Below are 18,060 nucleotides of genomic sequence, written 5' to 3' on the forward strand. Positions count from 1 at the left end.
CTCGATCAGCAGGAAGGGGCAGCCGCTCGGGCTGCTCGATCAGCGGGCGGGGGCCGCCCCGCGGGCTACGCCGGCGGCTGCTCCGGCATCGCCGCTGTGCCCGTGGCGCGCAGGCGCTCCTTGACGAGCTCCGGGAAGAGGGGGCGGCCGTAGAAGTAGCCCTGGGCGCGGTCGGCGCGCAGGGTCGTCAGCAGCTCGTGTGCGGACGGCGTCTCGACGCCCTCGACGATCGTGTGCATGTCGAGGTCCGAGACCAGGTTGATGATCGAGCGGAGGATCGTCGCGTGCCGGGGGTTCTCCTCGTCGGCGAGGAAGACGCGGTCGATCTTGACGATGCTCAGCGGCACCGTCAGCAGCGCCGCGGCGGCCGCGTGCTCCTGGCCGTAGTCGTCGAGCGCGATCGCGATGCCGTCCGCGGTGAGGGCGCGCACCCGCTCGATGACCGCCTCGTCGACGTGCCCGATCGAGCCCTCCGTCAGCTCGAGGCAGAGCTGGATGCCCTGCTCGGCGGTCCGGTGCGCGCCGATCACGTCGGTGACGCCGTCGTGCATCAGCTGCTCCGCCTCGATGTTGACGCTGAGGAACGTGACCGACGGATCGATCGCACGGAACTCGATCATGCAGGCCACCGCCTGGTCGACGATCTGCACCGTCAGCTCGTCGAGCACGCCCAGCGAGCGCGCGATGTCGACGAGGGTGATCGGGCTCAGCGCGGTGCCGTCCGTCCGGGTGTAGCGGGCCAGCGCCTCGAAGCCGACGATGCGCCGCTCGGCGACGTCGATCACGGGCTGGAAGGCGACGCGCACGGTCCCGTCGGCGACGGCGGTGCGGACCTCGGCGACGAGGTCCATACCCTGCGCCTCGGCCCCCTGCGGATCCTCGCCCTTGCGTTCCTTCTTCGTCTCGTACATCCGCTCGTCCGCCTCCTGCATCACCCGGTCGAATGAGCCGCCGTCGACAGCGACCGGGGCGCCGATGCTGATGCGGGGGTGGAGCTCGGCGTCGCCGACGACCAGGGGCCGCTCGACGGCGCGCGCGATCCGGAGCGCGACGGCTCCGGCGGTGATCGAGTCCAGGAGGACGGCGAACTCGTCGCCGCCGATGCGGGCGACGACGTCGTCCCCGCGCACGCTCTCGCGGATGCGACGGGCGACCTCCTGCAGGACGGTGTTGCCCGTCGAGTGGCCGTGGGTGTCGTTGACGGCCTTGAAGTCGTCGAGATCCATGAACAGCACCGCGCGCTCCTCCTGGTCGCTGATCGCCGCGAACTCCTCGTACAGACCGCGGAGGTTGCTGAGACCGGTGACCGAGTCGGTCGTGGCCTGGTCGCGCAGCACGCGAGTGCTGCGGCGATCGTAGAGGGCCTGGGTCGCGATGTGCGCGAGGGCGAGGAGGGTGCGGTGCTCGAGCGCGGTGAAGCCGCCGGAGTCGGGGCGCCGCGTCAGGACCACGTGACGCAGTCCCAGGCCGGGCGTGGCGATCGGCGCCGACAGCTCGAACGCGCGCCCGGGAGTGGCGGAGATCCGCGTGCTCGCTGACGGGATGGCCGTGCGGGCCGCCCGCTCGAGCGTCTCGAAGATCGCCTCCTGGTCGCCCCACGGCAGAGCGAGCGCCGCCTCGATCAGGCCGTTCAGCTTGCGCTCGATCCGGGCGCGACGCAGATACTGGCTGACCACGGCGACCGCCAGCGCGACGATCAGGAGCGTGTTCGCCGAGCGGATCTCGAGGCCGGCGCCGAGCTCGATGCGCTCGACCCCGGCGGAGAGGTGCGCGCCGTAGGCGAGGGCCACCAGCACGATGTTGAGGCCGAGCGCCAGCAGCACCCGGTCGGGCCGGAGCGCCGGCCGCGGCACGTCGCTGACCTCGGCCAGGGTCAGCCAGGCCTGCAGGTACTCCGCCCCGATCGAGAGCAGTCCGTAGGCCAGCACCGCCGGCACCGCTGCGAGGACCGGCCACCAGCCCGTCTGCGGGAAGAGGGAGAGGACGAGCAGGAACGCTCCGCCCGACAGCGCGGCGAGTCCGGTCCAGTAGACGACGGCGGCCCAGGGGCGCCGCGAGATCAGCTGGAACAGCGCGATCGCGAGCACCCACAGCAGCAGCGCCTGGACGCGCGGCACGTCCTGGGCCAGGAAGGCGAGCACCGACACGCCGACCCCGAAGGTGACCGTGCCGATGCCAGAGGCGAGCTCGAGCCGGAACGAGGCCGTGATCCACATCGCGGCGAGCAGCACCAGGAACGCGAGCCACAGCCCGGGGAGCGCCGGTGCGTGCGGGACGAGCAGGACCAGCGTCAGGAGGAGGCCCGCGCCGCCGACGCCGAGCCGGAGGGCGCGCACCGAGCGCGGTCCGCTGCGCTCCGAGAGCGCGTCGGGCACCACCACGGGCTCCTCGGCTCGCGCCGAGGAGAGTCCCGCCGCCGTGTCGCTCATGCGTTGGCCACCCCTTCCCGCGCGTCGGCCGTTCCACGATCCGGCGCGTGACCACTGTGGCAGAGCGGCGGTGCCTCCGCCCGCGCGCACGACCAGGTGAGGGAAGACGAGTCCGCGGACCGCCCTGTGGAGGAGGCCGGGTCTCGATACGCCCCTCCGGGGCTACTCGACCGGTATGATCGCCGGCGAACCCGGGTCGGCCGCACCGCATCCCTGCTGATCCAGCAGCGCGCGGAGCGACGCTCCCTGCTGATCGAGCAGCGCGGAGCGATGGCCCATGCTGATCGAGCAGCGCGGAGCGACGGCCCATGCTGATCGAGCAGCCCGCGGAGCGGGCGTATCGAGATCCACCCGCGCGAGAAGTCGAGTCTCCGGCCCGCCCCGACCCGCCTTCGCATCCGGGCCGGTCGCTCAGTCGTCCGTGGCGAGGACCCGCACGTCCCACGGGCCGAGCTGGAGCTCGGTGCCTGCGGGCAGCTCGGCTCCTGTCAGCACGTCGGTGGCGGCAGCCGGCAACGGGTACACCGAGGGCTCCCAGGACCAGTTGTGGACGAAGCGGATCCGCTCGCCGTGGCGGTTGGTCGCGCTGGTGACCGTCTGCGACGCGGTCGCGCGGCGCCACCCCGAGGCGGCGTCGCCGACGGCCCAGGACATCAGGGCCCGCGCCAGCTCGAGGTCGGGCACGGTCCCGACGGTCGTGACCCGGCCCGCGCCGTGCGCGCGCGTCGTCACGGCGGCGAATCGGCCGTGGTGCGGGTGGACGTAGCGCACCAGTACCTCGGCGTCGTCGGGCTGCAGGCCGTCGGCCCAGAGGGTGGCCGTCGCGCCGGCCGGCAGCGGGAAGCCCGATTCCGCGACGACCGGCAGCGGGACCGCGAGGTTCGCGAACTCGTCGTAGTGGACACCGGCGGCCTCGGCGAGGAACGCCGGCTTGCGCTGCAGCCGGGCCCGCGCCTCCTCGTCCTCGTAGCCGGTGCGCACGCCCACGACCAGATGCCCGCCCGCATCTGCGTACGCCTCCAGCCACTGCAGCTGCGCGTCGTCGGCGATGGTGAACGCCGCGGCGATCAGCACGGGATGCGCAGCGGCGAAGGCGGCAGGGGTCGTCTCGGTCAGCTGCGAGGGGTGCACCGTGTTCGACTGCAGCCCCGCGTCGAAGGCGCCGCGCGCGAAGGAATCGAAGACGGTCTGGAAGGTGCGCGTCGACGCCACCGGCACGCCGCGGGCGGCGCCGGTGCCCTGTGTCGGGTCGCTGAACGAGGGGTACTCCTCGAGCGCCCACTTGCTCTCGTTCGAGAACAGGATCGCCACGTCGGAGTCGGGGGTCAGCTCGGTCACCCGGTCGCCGGCGGCAGCGAAGTCGGCGCCCAGGGCGGCGATCTGCTCGTAGACGCGGCCCGGCTCCTGCGAGTGCGGCAGGATCCCGCCCCAGTAGGTCTCGGCGCCGTGGTGCAGCGTGTGCCAGTGCCAGTACTCGATCATCGTCGCGCCCCGCGAGACCAGAGCCCAGGCGGCCTGGCGCCACTGCCCGTCGTAGCCGGGCTCGTTCGACCACGGCATCCCGATCGCCTGCGCATCGGTCTCCGTCACCAGGAACGGCGCTTGCTTCGACGCGTACATCCGGTCGGCCGTGGCGTAGAGCGCCCAGGTGCCCGATGTCGTCCAGTGCTGGTCGAACACCCGCGCGTCCGGCAGCTCGAGCCCGTCCTGCATCCGGTAGTAGGGATTGCCGGCGGCGATGTCGAGGGAGCGCACGAGCTCCTCGTCCTGCACCGTCCTGCGCTCGTAGGAGATGCAGGTGGTGACGAACTGGTCGTCGCGGCCGGCCCGCGCGGTGATCTCCCGGACCATGTCGGCCTGCCAGCCGATGAAGTCCGTGGTCAGCGAGGCCTGGAAGCGGCGCCAGGCCAGGTCGTACTGCGGCTGCTGATTGGCGTCCGGGGTCCAGAGGTCGGCCCAGGTCGACAGGCGGTGCGACCAGTAGGTGAGCCCCCACTCGTCGTTCAGCGTCTCGACGGTGCCGTAGCGCGCGCGCAGGTGGTCGACGAAGCGCTGGAAGACCTGCCGGTTGTGGAAGATCTCGTTGCCCGGCTCGTTATCGACCTGGAAGCCGATCACCGCGGGGTGCGCGGCGTAGCGCTCGACGATCCTACGGATGAGCCGCTCGGCGTGGAAGAGGAAGGCCGGGTGCGAGTAGTCGATCTCCTGCCGGGCTCCCCAGCCCATCGGCCGACCGCTCGAGCGCTCGACGTTGATCTCGGGGTACAGCCGCGCGAGCCACATCGGCGCCGCGTAGGTCGGCGTGCCCAGCACGACCGCGATGCCGTGCTGGTGGGCCGCGTCGAGCACCGGCTGCAGCCAGTCGAGCTCGAAGACCCCGTTCTCGGGCTCCCAGGTCGACCAGACCGACTCGCCGACGCGGACGACCGTGAAGCCCGCGGCCTTCATCAGCCGGAAGTCCTCGGCGAGGTCGCGGCGGCCCAGCCGGGAGGTCGGCTGGTACTCGTGGTAGTAGGCCGCGCCGAACAGGATGCGGTCGGTGAGGTGCTGCATGGGAGGGCCTTTCGGACGTTCGGGAGAGGAGTGGCGGAGGAGGGCGGTGCGGGTGTCAGCCCTTGACGGCGCCCGCGGTCAGCCCGTCGAGCAGCTGCTTGCGCAGCAGGAAGAACACCAGGATCGTCGGCACCGAGGCGAGGACCGCGCCCGCCAGGACGAGGTCGTAGGAGCGGTTCTCCGATGCGAAGAGGATGTTCAGGCCCAGCGGGATCGTGTACTGCGACGAGTCCGAGAGCAGCACGAGCGGCCAGAGGAAGCTGTTGTAGCTCTGCAGGAAGCCCCAGACGCCCAGCGCTCCGAGGGAGGGGCGCAGCAGCGGCAGTACCACGCGCCAGAAGGTGCCGAACTCGCTGTTGCCGTCGATCCGGGCCGCCTCGATGATCTCGTCCGGGATCGACTGGACGATGAACTGCTGCATCATGAAGATCCCGAACGCGGGAGCGACCCACGGCACGATCAGCGCGAACCACGGGTTCGAGAGCCCCGCCTTCACGATCAGGATGAACAGCGGCACCAGGATCACGACGAACGGCACCGACAGCGACGAGAACATGATCGTGAAGAGCACCTTCTTGCCGCGGAAGGCGAACTTCGCGAAGCCGTAGCCCGCCATCGCGCAGACGAAGACCGAGACCGCGGTCGCCAGCAGCGAGGTGCCGACGCTCATGCCGAACCAGGCCCAGAAGGGCTGCGTGGTCAGCAGGTTGACGTAGTTGTCGGTGGTCGCCGGGTTCGGGACGAGCGACGGGGGAGTGGAGAAGATGTCGCCGCGGTTCTTGAACGAGCCGCTCAGCGCCCACAGCAGCGGGAACACGAAGACGAGCAGCAGGGCCGAGAGGGTGACGTAGAGCAGTCCGCGGCGGGCGCGCTCGCCTCCGCTCGCCCGGCGCTGCCTCCGCGGAATGCGGCGCTCCGGAGCGTCGGCGGTGACGATTCCCGTGGTGGCAGTCATGAGGTTCTCCCGATGGCGAGGGCGCGGTTGAGGATCTGGCTGACGGCGAAGACGAGCACGAAGAGCACGACTCCGGCCGCGGCGGCGTAGCCGAACTGCTGGCGTTCGAACGCGGCGCGGTAGATGAACATCGAGACGGAGAGGGTCGCCTCGCCCGGTCCGCCCCGCGTGAGCAGGTAGGGCTCGTCGAAGAGCTGGGCGGCGCTGATGAAGGAGGTGACGACGACGAACGCGGTCACCGGGCGGATCGCGGGGAGCGTCACGGTGCGGAACTTGGCGAGCACGCCGGCGCCGTCGAGCTCGGCCGCCTCGTACAGCTCCTTCGGCACGGCCTGCAGTGCGGCGAGGAAGAAGATCGTCAGGTAGCCGACCGTGCGCCAGAGCAGGACGAAACCGATCGCGACCTTGGCCAGCGTCGGGTCGCCGAGCCAGTCGATGTCGCCGAACCCGAAGACCGCGCGGATCAGCGAGTTCAGGAGTCCGTAGCTGCGGTCGAAGATCAGGCTGTAGATCAGCGCGATGACGATCGGCGAGAGCACCATCGGGATGAAGAAGGTGAGCCGGAACAGGTCGCGCGCCTTGAGCCCGCGGGCGTTCAGGCCCTGCGCGATCAGCAGCGAGCACGGCACGATGAGGAACACCGCGATCAGCGTGTAGATCAGCGTGTTCACCAGCGCAACGCCGAAGCTCGTGTCGCCGAGCAGGTTCCCGTAGTTGGCCAGCCCGACGAACTCGGGCGAGCCGAGGCCGACCCACTCCGTGAGGCTGAGGTAGATCGCCGCACCGACCGGGACGATCATGAACAACGCGTAGAGCAGGTAGAACGGCGCGATGAAGAGGTACGGGGCCCGGCCGCCGGAGGTGTTCAGGCGCTTCCGCTTCGCGGCGCGCCGGGCCTCGAGCGGGGAGCCGCCGCGGCCGTCCTGAGCGGAGGCGGGCGCCCCGGCCGTGGTGAGAGTCGACATCATCGATCCTTAGCTGCGGGCCTGGCCGCGGAAGTCCTCGGCCGTGGCGCGGAGCGCCTGCGCCGGGGAGAGGGTGCCCTTGTAGGCCTGGAGGAGGTAGCCCGACAGCACGGTCGTGAGGATCTGCTGGTCCTGGCTCTGGAAGAGCGACGGGACCTCGTCGATGATCTCGCCGTAGACGTCGAAGAGCGCCTGGCCGCCGAAGTAGTCGTCGGTGATCGTCGCGAGCTCGGGGTCGTCGTAGACCGAGCGCAGCGTCGGCAGATAGCCGAGATCGCGGTAGCGCTTCACCTGCTGGGCCGGGTCGAGGTAGGCGGCGAGGACGAGCTCGACCGCGGCGTCGCTGTTGGCCTTGCCGCTGACCGCCGCGAAGCCGGTGCCGCCGCCCACGGCCGTGCGGCTGCCACCGTTCTCGAAGCGGGGGAGCGTCTTCACCCGCCAGAGGCCGGCCTGCTCGGGCACGTTCGGCTTGATGCCGTAGCTCGAGTACCAGGTGGGCATGTCGACCCCGAGGATCGAGCCCTGCTTCAGGCCGCTCTGCATGCTCGGGCCGTAGTAGTCGGCGACGGTCGTGAAGAAGCCGGAGGCGAGTCCGTCGACCGCGAACTGCAGCGCCTCCTCGGCCTCCGGGGTGGCGAGGTCGAGGTTCCCGTCGCGGTCGAAGAGCTGTCCGCCGCGCTGCATCAGCAGCAGCTGGTAGCCCTGCACGACCTGCGGCAGATCGCTTCCGACGGAGAGCGCGCCGAAGGACACGCCCTCCCGCGCGCTGATCTCGCCGCCGACGCGGGCGAACTCCTCCCACGTCTCGAGGTCGGTCGGCACGCCGAGGCGCGCGAACTCGTCCTCCCGGTAGTAGTAGACGGCGAGCGGCGTGTCGGAGTCGAGCGCGTAGAGGGCGCCGTCCTTGCTGAACGCGTCGACGCGGGCGGCGATCAGGTCGTCGCGGTAGGGGGCGGTCGCCTCGGTGAGGTCGACCAGCAGCTCGGGCGCGATCGAGCCGCGGAGCGTGCGGGCGAAGTTCGCGACCTCGATGCCGACGAGGTCCGGCGTGCCGGAGCCGGCGACGGCCTGCGCGATCAGCTTGGTGACGATGTCGGTCGCGCCGATCTTGGTGACATCGAGCGAGTAGGAGAAGTCGGTGCGCGCATCGGCGAGGGCGAGCGCCTCCGAGAAGAACGTCACGTAGCCGTCGTCGTGCGTCCAGAACGAGAGGTCGACGGCGCCGGACTCGACGGCCGCCTGCGGACCGGTCGCGGCGCACGAGGCGAGCAGGGAGGCGAGGGCCGCCGAGCCGCCGGCGGCGGCGCCGAGACGGAGCAGCCCGCGGCGGGAGAGCGCGGGGGACAGTGGGTGCATGGAAGAGCTCCTTCGGAGAAGGGGGAGGGACGGGCCGGCGGGCGCGCCGGAGGGACCGCGCGCAGGCGGCTCGTGCGGACCGCACGGACGGCGGTGGGAAGGGACGGGGAGGGATGAAAGGGGGGAGCCGCGGGCCGAGAGCCGGAACGGGGAGCTACGGGACAGGGGAGCTACGGGACGGGGGAGCTACGGGACAGGGGGAGCTACGGGACAGGGACGGGCGGCGCCGGCGCCAGCGCCGCGCGCTCGGGGTTCGCGGGCCCGCTGGACGCGCGGACGATCAGCTGGGCGGGCACCGAGCGGTGCCGCTCGGTCGGCGCATGGCCGTCGAGGGTGCGGATCATCCGGTGCATCGCGATGCGCGTGACCTCGGCGAAGTCCTGCTTGACCGTGGTGAGCGGCCGGTGCAGGAACTCCGAGATCGGGTCGTCGTCGAAGCCGACGACGCTGAGGTCCTCGGGGATGCGCAGGCCGGCCGCCTCGGCGGCGTGGATCGCCCCGACGGCCATCTGGTCGTTGGCGGCGAAGACGGCGGTGACGTCGCGGCGGTGCAGGATCGACGCCATCGCCTCCGCCCCCGAGCGCGGGCTCCAGTCGCCGCTCAGAACGGGCGGCTCGGCGGCGTCGGCGTCGGCGAGGGCGGTCCGCCAGCCGTCGATGCGACGGCGGGTGGCCGACCAGGTGCCGGCGCCGGCGATGTGCCAGACCGTCTCATGGCCGAGGGCGAGGAGGTGCTCGGTGGCGCTGCGGGCGGCCCCGGCCTCGTCGGTGCCCACGACGAGCTCCTCGGGGCGGTGCGCCTCGCTCGGGTGGTCGAAGCTGAGCACGGTGACGTCGGCGGGGATGGTGAGGCGCGGATGCCCGAAGTCGACCGGCTCCGAGAGGATGATGCCGTCGACGCCCTGATCCACGAGGGCGTCGACCGCTTCCTGCAGCTCCGCGCCGCTGTTCTCCGCCGTGCGCACGACGCTGAGGGAGTAGCCGGCGGCACGAGAGGCCTGCTCGACGCCGTCGAGGATCGCGGACGGACCGTAGAGCGAGGTGCTCATCGTCACCATGCCGATCCGGCGGCTCCGCTGGGTGACCAGGGCTCGGGCCGCGGCGTTCGGCCGGAAGCCGAGGGTGCGGATCGCCGTGGCGACGCGCTCGCCGATCTCGGAGGAGACGTGCGCCTCCCCGTTGACGACGCGGGAGACCGTCTTCTGACTCACGCCGGCGGCGCGGGCCACGTCGGCCATCGAGACCCGGCGACCGCGGTCGTCCGGCTGCGGCACGGCCTTCGATGCGTCCACGTCGCAGCTCCTTCGCTCGTCCTCGGACCCGAGGTTGACAGCGCAGTCAACTGCGCGGTCCGACGAGTACAACACGGTTTGACTGCGTAGTCAATCGCGCCGTGGAAGGCCGTGCATGCTTCACACGACGAGGAAGGGCGGATGCCTGCTGATCGAGCAACCCGCGCAACGGAGATCCATGCTGATCGAGCAGCGCGCGCAGCGGGGATCCATGCTGATCGAGTAGCCCGCGCAGCGGGGATCCATGCTGATCGAGTAGCCCGCGCAGCGGGGATCCATGCTGATCGAGCAGCGCGCGCAGCGGGGATCCATGCTGATCGAGTAGCCGCGCAGCGGGCTTATCGAGATCCACCCGCGTCGGAAGGCGGGTCTGCAGACCACCCCGCTGAGGACGGTGGGTCTCGATACGCCGCCTGCGGCGGCTACTCGACCAGCATGCAACGAGCACGCCCGCATGCGGCCGCCGAGCGCGGATGCATGCTGGTCGAGCAGTCCGCGCAGCGGGCAACCATGCAGATCGACCAGCCCGCGCATCGGGGAACCATGCTGATCGAGTAGCCCGCGCAGCGGGCGTATCGAGATCCAGCAGCGTCAGACGGCGGGTCTGCCCGCCGATCTCGCGGGTCAGCCGCCGAGGGTCACGCGGAGGATCTTCTCGCTGCTGTTGTTCGGGATGCTGTCCTTGTCGCCGGTGTTGGAGGTCGTCATCCAGAGGCCGCCCCGGCCGTCGGGCTCGACGGTGCGCAGGCGGCCGTAGGTGCCGACGAAGGCCGAGGTCGGGGTGGCCAGCGCGTCGCCGGTGATCGGGGCGCGGTACAGGCGGGTGCCGCGGAGGCAGGCGATGTAGACGACGTCGCGGACGACGGTCAGGCCGGAGCAGGAGCCCGCGGAGGTCGGGTACGTCGCCTTCGGAGCGAGGAAGCCGGCGGTGCCGCAGCTGCCGCTGGTGCCCTCGCAGGCCGGCCAGCCGTAGTTGCCGCCGCGGACGATGAGGTTGGTCTCGTCCATGACGCTGTTGCCGAACTCCTGCTCCCACAGGCGGCCCTGCGAGTCGAAGGCGAGCCCCTGGGGGTTCCGGTGGCCGTAGCTCCAGACGGCGTTCCCGAACGGGTTGTCGGCGGGGATGCTGCCGTCCGGGTTGATCCGCAGAATCTTGCCGCTGAGCGAGTTCAGGTTCTGCGCGGTGGCGGTGTTCTGGCCGTCGCCGGTGCTGACGTAGAGCTTGCCGTCGGGGCCGAAGCGCAGGCGTCCGCCGTTGTGGTACTTGTTCCGCAGGATCCCGGAGGCGAGGACCTGCACCGTGCTCGTGTCGAGGCGGTCGCCGACGAGCTTGAGGCGGATCACCCGGTTGTCGGTGGGGGAGGTGTGCATCACGTACAGCCACTGGTCGGTGGCGAACGTCGGCGACACCGCGATGCCCAGCAGACCGCCCTCGCCGTCCGTGCTCTGCACGTTCGGCACGGTCCCGAGGCTGGTCTTCACGCCGGTCGTGGGGTTCAGACGGACGATGTCCTGCGCGTCGCGGCGGGAGTAGAGCACGGTCCCGTCGGGGACGGTGGTCAGCCCCCAGGGGATGTCGGTGTCGGTGGCGACCTGGGTGACGGTGCAGAACGCGGTGCTGCAGGCGCCGCCCGTGGTCACCGCGGCGGCGGCGCTGCGAGCAGAGGTGTTGCCCTGGGCGTCGACGGCCGCGACAGTGTAGGAGTAGGCGGTGTTCGCCGCGAGGCCGCTCTCGGTGAACGTCGTGACCGGCGCCGTCGTGCCGCTGCCGGCGACCGTGCCGACCTGCGCGGAGCCGCGGAAGACGGTGTAGCTGCGCACCCCGATGTCGTCGGTGCTCGCGGTCCAGGTGAGGGTGACAGCGGTGCCGGACGCCCTCGCGGTAAGCCCGGTCGGACTCGTCGGCGCCTGCGTGTCAGTGCTGCACTGCGGGACCGTGATCGCGACGGTGGCGCTGGCCTGTGAGACGTTGCCGGCGGCGTCCCGGGCGTTCACGTAGAGGCCCCACTGCGCGCCCGGCACCACGTCGAGGCCGGTGGACAGGACGTTCCCGGCGACGGACTTCATGAACTGGCCGTCGTGATACACGTCGTATCCCGCCACCCCGACGGCGTCCGTGGACGCGTTCCAGGAGAAGGTCGCCGTGCGGCAGGCGAGGTTCGTCACCCGCGGGCTCCCCGGCGCGGACGGGGCCGTGGTGTCCGCGACGACCGCGCTGGTCCGCCACTTCTGCCAGTCGCCGCCGGCGCAGGCCGCGATCTGCACCGATGAGCGGTTCGCCGTCTTCCGGTCCTTGACGCTCAGGCAGAGGCCCGAGGCGACAGCGCGGATGGTGCCGTCGCTCTCGACTCGCCAGCGCTGCCCGTCTCCGCCGACGCAGTCCGAGATCTGCACGTCGGCACCGGCCAACGTCGCGCGGTTGCGCACCTCCAGGCACTTCGCGCCGCCGTAGACGGTGATCTCGCCGGTCGTGGCGATCGTCCACTTCTGGTTGGCGCCGCTGTTGCAGTCGTAGAGGACCACGATCGTCCGGTTCGCGGTCGACCCGTTCGGCACGTCGAGGCAGCGCTTCGACGCGACCCCGGTGATCGGGCCGACCACGGGAGCTGCAGCTGCCGCCGCGGCCGCCGCCTGCGCCGGAGCGGGAGCCGCCTGAGCAGGAGCGCCGGAGACGATGAGCGCGACGGCCAGCACGGCGACGGCGAGACTGCGGGGGACAGCGGATCGGCGGACAGTGGATCGGCGGATAGTGAAACGCATCAGCGGGTTCCTCTACGGACGGAGCGACCGGGCGCCTGCACGACTCGCCCAGTGCCGACCCTGGCACTCGTGATGACCCGCGACAACGGGTCCTTGCCGTCATCTCGCGCCGTCCCTACCCCCCGAACGAGCGAGACCCGTCACCCCACGACCGGAGACCGCGGTCCTCCGCCAGGGCGGGCGCCGCGGTCGCGGAAGACGGCTCTCGATCGGCTCGCCTCTGCGCCAGGTCCTCGATCGCACGGCGCCGACTGCGCGCCGACTGCGCACCGACTGCGCACCGACTGCGCACCGACGACTCCGGCGATGCCGGAAGGCTGCTGGGCACCGTCGTGAGCACCTCCGCGAGAATGAGGGGAACAGGACGGGGCGGGAGCCGATGAGCGACGAGACAGCGGACGAGGGACGAACGGACGGAAGACGGACGGACGCCGAGGCGCTCCTCCGGGGCGACGGCGGACTCGAGCGGCTGTGGACGGGCGCCGTCTGGAGCGAGGGGCCGCTGTGGATCCCGGCCGAGGGGCGCCTGCGCTGGAGCGACATCCCGAACGACCGCATCCTGCAGTGGGACAGCGCGACCGGGGAGACCTCGGTGCACCGCGAGGGCGTGGAGTTCACCAACGGGCGGCTCCTCGACGCCGACGGGAGCGTGGTCCAGTGCTCGCACGGGCTGCGCCGACTGGAGCGCGAGCGGCCGGACGGCACGGTCGAGGAGCTCGTCTCGAGCTGGGACGGCGGGCGGCTGAACTCGCCCAACGACGTCGCGGTCGCGCCCGACGGCTCCTACTGGTTCACCGATCCGGACTACGGCATCCGGCAGCCGGCCGAAGGGCACCCGGGCGAGCGCGAGTACGGGGCGCGCTGGGTCTTCCGCTGGAGTGCCGAGGACGGCCTCGCGCCGGTCGTCACCGACATCGTGCAGCCGAACGGCATCGCCTTCTCCCCGGACGGCGCGACGGTCTACGTGACCGACACCGCGATGAGCCTCGAGGACGGTCCCGGCCACTGGATCCGCGCCTACGACGTCGTCGACCGGGGAGCGGGCGCCCGCGACGGCCGCCTCTTCGCGGTGATCGAGCACGGCCTGCCCGACGGGATCGCCGTCGACGAGCGCGGCCGGGTGTGGTCCTCGGCCGGCGACGGCGTGCACGTCTTCGCCCCGGACGGCGCCGAGCTGCTGTTCGTGCCCGTGCCGGAGGTCGTGGCGAACGTCTGCTTCGGCGGACCTGACGGCACCGACCTCTTCATCGCCGCCACCACCAGCCTGTACCGGCTGCGGACGCGCACCCGAGCCGCCCGCACCGTCACCGCATAGCGAATCCGTCCGCCATTCGCCAGGATCTGCTGTTCACCGGGGTCCGGAACAGCACATCCTGTCGAACGGAGGAGCCTGTCGATCGGGTGTCGGCAAGCGGGGCAGGTCGCACGCGGATTCGTCGTCGAGCGAGATCCGACAGGATCACGGCACTCTCAGCTCGTGCAGAGGGTCCCTGCTCGCCGCTCTCTGCGCGGGGAGCAGTGCGGCGACGACGGAGACCACGATCGCCAGAGTCCCCGTGGCGGCCAGGAAGTCGACGCTGGGAAGCGGGTCGCCGCCGGCCACCAGGAGCACGGCGGACCCCGCCGTCCCCAGCAGGGCGCCGATCGTCGCGACGAGGAGGACCTGACACACGACGAGCAGGACGATGAGGCCCCTCGTGGCGCCGAGAGCCCTTCGACGTCCGAAGTCCTTGCGCCGCATCAGGACGAGACCGTACTGCGTCGCACCGACCAAGACCGCGCCTGCGCCGGCGATGAGACCCACGAGATCTCGGCCGAAACCACCGAGAGTGCCCTCGAGAACGGCCCGCAGGTCCGCGTAAGGCGCGCTGGTGGTCACGGTGACGCCCTGCGGGTCCGTCGGAGCCAGAAGGGAGCCGATCGAACGCGTCAGCGGGCGGACCATCTCGGGCTCCGAAGCGATGACGATCACGTAGCCCACACTCCCGGACGAGGACGGAGGCATCGGGACCAGGACGGACGGGCCGAGGAAGGACAGGTACTCGGACGAGGCGAAGGTCCCGACGACGTCGACCCCGGCTCCACTGCCCGTCGAGACCGAGCCGGTCTCCTCGGCGAAGCCCAGAGCCGCGAGCGCGTCCTCGGACGTCCACGCCGACCCGCCGGGAGAATGCGCGGCATCGATGCCCAGCTCTGCGAAGTCGGAGGACCACACCGATCGAAGAGCGACCTTCCTCCCCTCCGCGATCCGGGAGTTCCCGACGTCACTGGCATCCGAGAACGCGGCCGCCCACTGCACTCCGGAGAGTCGGGAGATCCTCTCGAGTGCGTCCGACGACAGGCCCGCCTGCGCCTCTCCGCGGACCAGGAGGGACCGGGTTCCCGCCGAGTCCACCGTCGCGAGAACGCTCTGCTCGGCTCCCACCGTCCGCCCGGTCGTCAGAACGATCCCGGCGCACATCGCTACCACCATCACCAGGGTGAGGAGGGAGGTCACCGGTTGCGCGAGCGAGGAGGCGAGGGCCTCTCGGAGCACGGGCAGGACGAATCTCCGCTTCACAGGCGGATCCTCCGATCGCAGGAGGCGACGACCGTCTCGTCGTGAGTGACCACGATCACCGAGGATCCCGATCGGGCGCGCTCTCGCAGCGCGTCGACGACCACCGCCGCGGAGTCCGGATCGAGATTCCCCGTCGGCTCGTCCGCGAGGATGATCGTCGGATCGTTGATGAGCGCCCGGCACAGTGCTATCCGCTGCGCCTGGCCGCCGGAGACCTGGTGGGGTCTCGCCGAGGAGCGCAGGGCGACCCCGAAGCGCTCCATCAGCCCGTGCGCCGTGAGTTCCACTGCCGAGTTCCGGCACCCGCGATAGAGAGCCGTCTCGACGATGTTGTCGAGGACTGTTCTCGTGGGATCCAGAGCGGCGTCCTGGAAGACGAACCCGATGTTCTCGGCTCGGTACTCCGACCTCGATCGATCGCTCATGGCACTCACATCGACGCCGTCGATCCGGACTCCTCCCGATTCCGGCGTCGCCATCAGACCCAGGATGTAGAGCAGGGTCGACTTGCCCCTCCCGGACGGGCCGGTGATCGCGACCATCTCGGAGTGCGTCACGGCAGCACTGAAGTCCGTGAGTATCCGGGGACCTCGTCGATAGCGGAAGTCGATGCTCTCAGCAGTGATCATCGGGGTGCAGCATCATCGCCGTGGACGCGCACTTCCGTGCCCTCCTCGAGACCGGTCACGACCGAGACGCCCTTCGCTGCAGCGACGACCTCGACACGATGCCTCTCGCCGGCCGAATCGGTCACTTCGAGGTCCCCGTTCACGTCGGTCCGGATGCTCGCGGTCGGGACGGTCAGACCGGACGTCTCGGGTGTCGTCGTGATGAGGACGGGGAGGAGGGTGTCCTGCGTCACATCGAGATCCGCGCACGATTCGCCGCAGATGACCTCGCCGTCCGCGCCGGCGAGCGCTATCGACACCCCGACCTCGGGCTTCACCTCCTGGACCGCCGTGACCGCCCGCCAGGGTCCGTCCGGTCCGGTGATCTCCGCCGCGACTCCCACGCCGATCTGGGCGGCCTGCGCCGCTGTCGCCGTGACGGAGAACGTCGGCGTCTTCGGCAGCGTCCTCGCGACGACCTCGCCGCCGGAGACCACTGCTCCTCGGGTGATGAGGGTCTGGTCGACGACCAGCCGGGTCGGCACCTCGGGCACGAAGACCAGGTCGCCCCGACGGACGACGCCGTCCATCGGATATCCCGCAGCCGTCTGCCACTCCTTGATCGCGGCCGCGGTGCGCGGTCCCGGTGCACCGTCCGCAGCGCCGCGGTAGAACCCGAGGTCGCCCAGCAGCTCCTGGAGCTGACCCACGTCCTCGCCCTCGCTCGTCCCGTCGATGTCCCGGAACGCGGGGATCACGCCGCGCGCGAGAACCACGGGCCGAAGGTCCACGGTGTAGAGCTCCTCGCCCTGATCGGCGACGTCGCCGGGCACATGATCGACCGTCGTCACCGTGCCCTTCGCCGAATTGGTCCCCGCGGGGGATTGAGTCCAGTGGGCGGTCGCCACCAGGTTCACCGACGCGCTGACAGCACCGGCTCGAGCGACAGCGGTCGTGTAGTCGGTCACCGGTACGGCCTCCTCTGCGGGCGCGAAGATCACCGCACCCGCCCAGAGGCCCGCGACACCGGCCATCACCACCAGGCAGAAGGCGAGAGCGGCGACGGGAGAGAGAAGACGTCTCTCAGGCGATCGATCGTCTTTCACCAGCACAGTCCTTTCACCAGCAGAGTCCTTTCACCAGCAGAGGCCTTTCGCACGGAGATCGGTCGGAGGGCAGCTGTCGCCCTCCGACCGACCACGCCTGATCAGCGATCGCTGATCGAGGGCGAGAGCTCTCTTACTGGTAGCAACTCGCGCCCGAGCTGTTCAGGCTGGCCGTGCCGTTCGTTCCCACACTCCAACTCGAAACGTCGCGGAACGCCGACTGGGAGAATGTTCTGTGCGAACCCGGCAATTTGGCGGGTGAACTGAAATCCTTGCCGTAGGTCCGACCATTGGTCGACTCGTACCCGTGGAGAATCCCCCCGTCCCCGTCGCTCGACGTCGAGTAGACCGCCGAGATGCCGACTGTGCGGTTGCCCCCGCACGAATAGGACGCAGCGCTGGCCGGAGCCGGGACTATCAGCGCCAAAGCGATTCCCCCCACCAGAGCCACTGCTGCTGCTGCTGCTGGACGTGCTTTCCTCATCATGTTCTCCATTCTGTTTCTGCCACGAAATCCGTGACGTGGGTGAAGGCGGTCGCAGTGATCAGGCATGTGGAGCAGTGAGGCGCTCATCACTCCCCGAAGTAGCCCGGAGGCGTCTCCGGGCAGTCCTTGTTCACCGCGAGCCACTGCGTGTCCCCGGTGGGTTCGAAACTGAGGTAGGGGTTCCACGCCTCTCGCGAATCGATGGTGTCGCGGAAGGTCTCGTAGGTGGGCGCCTCCGGCACGTCGATGCCGTGACTCTCCAGGCACTCGGAGAGGTCGTGCGCGTAGTAGTGGTAAAGGAACTCGTACTGCGCCTCGCTCGTTGCCGTGTCGAATCTCGGATCCATCGGATACTGCGATTCGCACACGAACAGGGCGATGTCGTGAGTCTGCGTCTGCTCCGTGGGGAAGGAACCGTAGTCGAGGCCGCCGTCCGGAGTGGCCTTGGTCTCCGGGAAGCCGACTGAGACCATGCAGTCCGCGATCGCCGACGTCGACTCCGCGGGGTTCACGGTGCGGATCACATCGACCTCGGGTCGGACCGCGTTCGGATACTTCACCGCCAGCAGACCCCAGTCGGCGTCCTGCTTCTCGGCCACTGCACGCTCCACCTCAGCAGCCGGGAGCGGAGCGACAGTGGGCCTCGGCGGCGCGGCGTCTCCCGCTGTGCACCCGGAGAGCGAAGCGGCGATGGTGACGATCGAGGCGACGGCGATAGTCCTCGTCGCCGATGATCGCAGCGAGTTCTCAGTACGGATACTCATGTGTCCACCTCCACTGAGAGACCATACTGATATGGCCAGCGTCTCCGCCCGATTGGCGCGAGACGCGGCGACCTCGTCGCGGTCCGACCCCGATCGCGTCAGGAGACCGTTAGGTTTCCGAACAGGCCGCCGGTAATGCGGTAGAGATGCCCCTGGGCTCGCCGCGACGCGGGGCGCCGACGGCGGAGACGCCGCAGCTCCCTCGCCGCCCCGAGATCCGTCCCA

The 18,060-nt window shown here is 70.5% G+C and carries 13 protein-coding genes; 1 reads left to right on the top strand and 12 read right to left on the bottom strand.

Translation table 11 applies throughout. From position 1 onward, the window contains the following. Positions 1 to 65: 65 nt before the first annotated feature. From EDF35_RS10880 to EDF35_RS10915, 8 genes are all read right to left on the bottom strand, one after another. Positions 66 to 2,429: an EAL domain-containing protein gene (locus tag EDF35_RS10880; RefSeq protein WP_123703846.1), complete on the bottom strand. Its 2,364-nt coding sequence runs from the start codon at positions 2,427 to 2,429 to the stop codon at positions 66 to 68. A 411-nt stretch (positions 2,430 to 2,840) separates the two neighbouring features. Beyond that, complete coding sequence (locus EDF35_RS10885; protein ID WP_133962332.1) at positions 2,841 to 4,982, bottom strand: beta-galactosidase; 2,142 nt, start codon at positions 4,980 to 4,982, stop codon at positions 2,841 to 2,843. Between the two features lie 55 nt (positions 4,983 to 5,037). After that, positions 5,038 to 5,937: a carbohydrate ABC transporter permease gene (locus tag EDF35_RS10890; RefSeq protein WP_123703850.1), complete on the bottom strand. Its 900-nt coding sequence runs from the start codon at positions 5,935 to 5,937 to the stop codon at positions 5,038 to 5,040. Further along, the gene (locus tag EDF35_RS10895) at positions 5,934 to 6,902 is read right to left on the bottom strand and encodes a sugar ABC transporter permease (RefSeq protein WP_123733300.1); all 969 of its coding nucleotides are present in this window, start codon (positions 6,900 to 6,902) and stop codon (positions 5,934 to 5,936) included. The genes EDF35_RS10890 and EDF35_RS10895 overlap by 4 nt, the downstream gene beginning before the upstream one ends. 9 nt (positions 6,903 to 6,911) lie before the next feature. Next, positions 6,912 to 8,258 (bottom strand): extracellular solute-binding protein, encoded by a 1,347-nt coding sequence (locus EDF35_RS10900; protein ID WP_123733299.1) that lies wholly within the window; start codon positions 8,256 to 8,258, stop codon positions 6,912 to 6,914. A 203-nt stretch (positions 8,259 to 8,461) separates the two neighbouring features. Continuing rightward, a complete protein-coding gene (locus tag EDF35_RS10905) occupies positions 8,462 to 9,550 on the bottom strand; it encodes a LacI family DNA-binding transcriptional regulator (RefSeq protein WP_243839933.1) in 1,089 nt (362 codons plus the stop codon). A gap of 120 nt (positions 9,551 to 9,670) precedes the next feature. Continuing rightward, entirely contained in the window at positions 9,671 to 10,084 is a 414-nt protein-coding gene (locus tag EDF35_RS10910) for a hypothetical protein (protein ID WP_133962333.1), read from the bottom strand. A gap of 90 nt (positions 10,085 to 10,174) precedes the next feature. Next, the gene (locus EDF35_RS10915; protein WP_133962334.1) at positions 10,175 to 12,310 is read right to left on the bottom strand and encodes a PQQ-dependent sugar dehydrogenase; all 2,136 of its coding nucleotides are present in this window, start codon (positions 12,308 to 12,310) and stop codon (positions 10,175 to 10,177) included. Between the two features lie 379 nt (positions 12,311 to 12,689). Between EDF35_RS10915 and EDF35_RS10920 the strand changes: the two genes are divergently transcribed. Next, positions 12,690 to 13,625 carry an SMP-30/gluconolactonase/LRE family protein gene (locus tag EDF35_RS10920; protein ID WP_133962335.1) on the top strand — a complete coding sequence of 312 codons (936 nt, stop codon included), beginning with the start codon at positions 12,690 to 12,692 and terminating at the stop codon, positions 13,623 to 13,625. Between the two features lie 144 nt (positions 13,626 to 13,769). On the opposite strand, the gene EDF35_RS10925 is transcribed toward EDF35_RS10920, so the two are convergent. From EDF35_RS10925 to EDF35_RS10940, 4 genes are all read right to left on the bottom strand, one after another. Next, positions 13,770 to 14,870, bottom strand: coding sequence for an FtsX-like permease family protein (locus EDF35_RS10925; protein ID WP_133962336.1), 1,101 nt, complete (start codon positions 14,868 to 14,870; stop codon positions 13,770 to 13,772). Further along, entirely contained in the window at positions 14,867 to 15,499 is a 633-nt protein-coding gene (locus EDF35_RS10930) for an ABC transporter ATP-binding protein (protein WP_133962337.1), read from the bottom strand. Before EDF35_RS10930 ends, EDF35_RS10925 begins: the two co-directional genes overlap by 4 nt. After that, the gene (locus EDF35_RS10935) at positions 15,496 to 16,584 is read right to left on the bottom strand and encodes a peptidoglycan-binding domain-containing protein (RefSeq protein ID WP_133962338.1); all 1,089 of its coding nucleotides are present in this window, start codon (positions 16,582 to 16,584) and stop codon (positions 15,496 to 15,498) included. Before EDF35_RS10935 ends, EDF35_RS10930 begins: the two co-directional genes overlap by 4 nt. A 573-nt stretch (positions 16,585 to 17,157) precedes the next feature. Next, positions 17,158 to 17,835, bottom strand: a complete 678-nt coding sequence (locus EDF35_RS10940) for a hypothetical protein (RefSeq protein ID WP_133962339.1) — start codon at positions 17,833 to 17,835, stop codon at positions 17,158 to 17,160. Positions 17,836 to 18,060: the final 225 nt, after the last annotated feature.

The organism is Rathayibacter sp. PhB151 (assembly GCF_004366415.1).
Taxonomy (GTDB): Bacteria; Actinomycetota; Actinomycetes; order Actinomycetales; family Microbacteriaceae; genus Rathayibacter; species Rathayibacter festucae.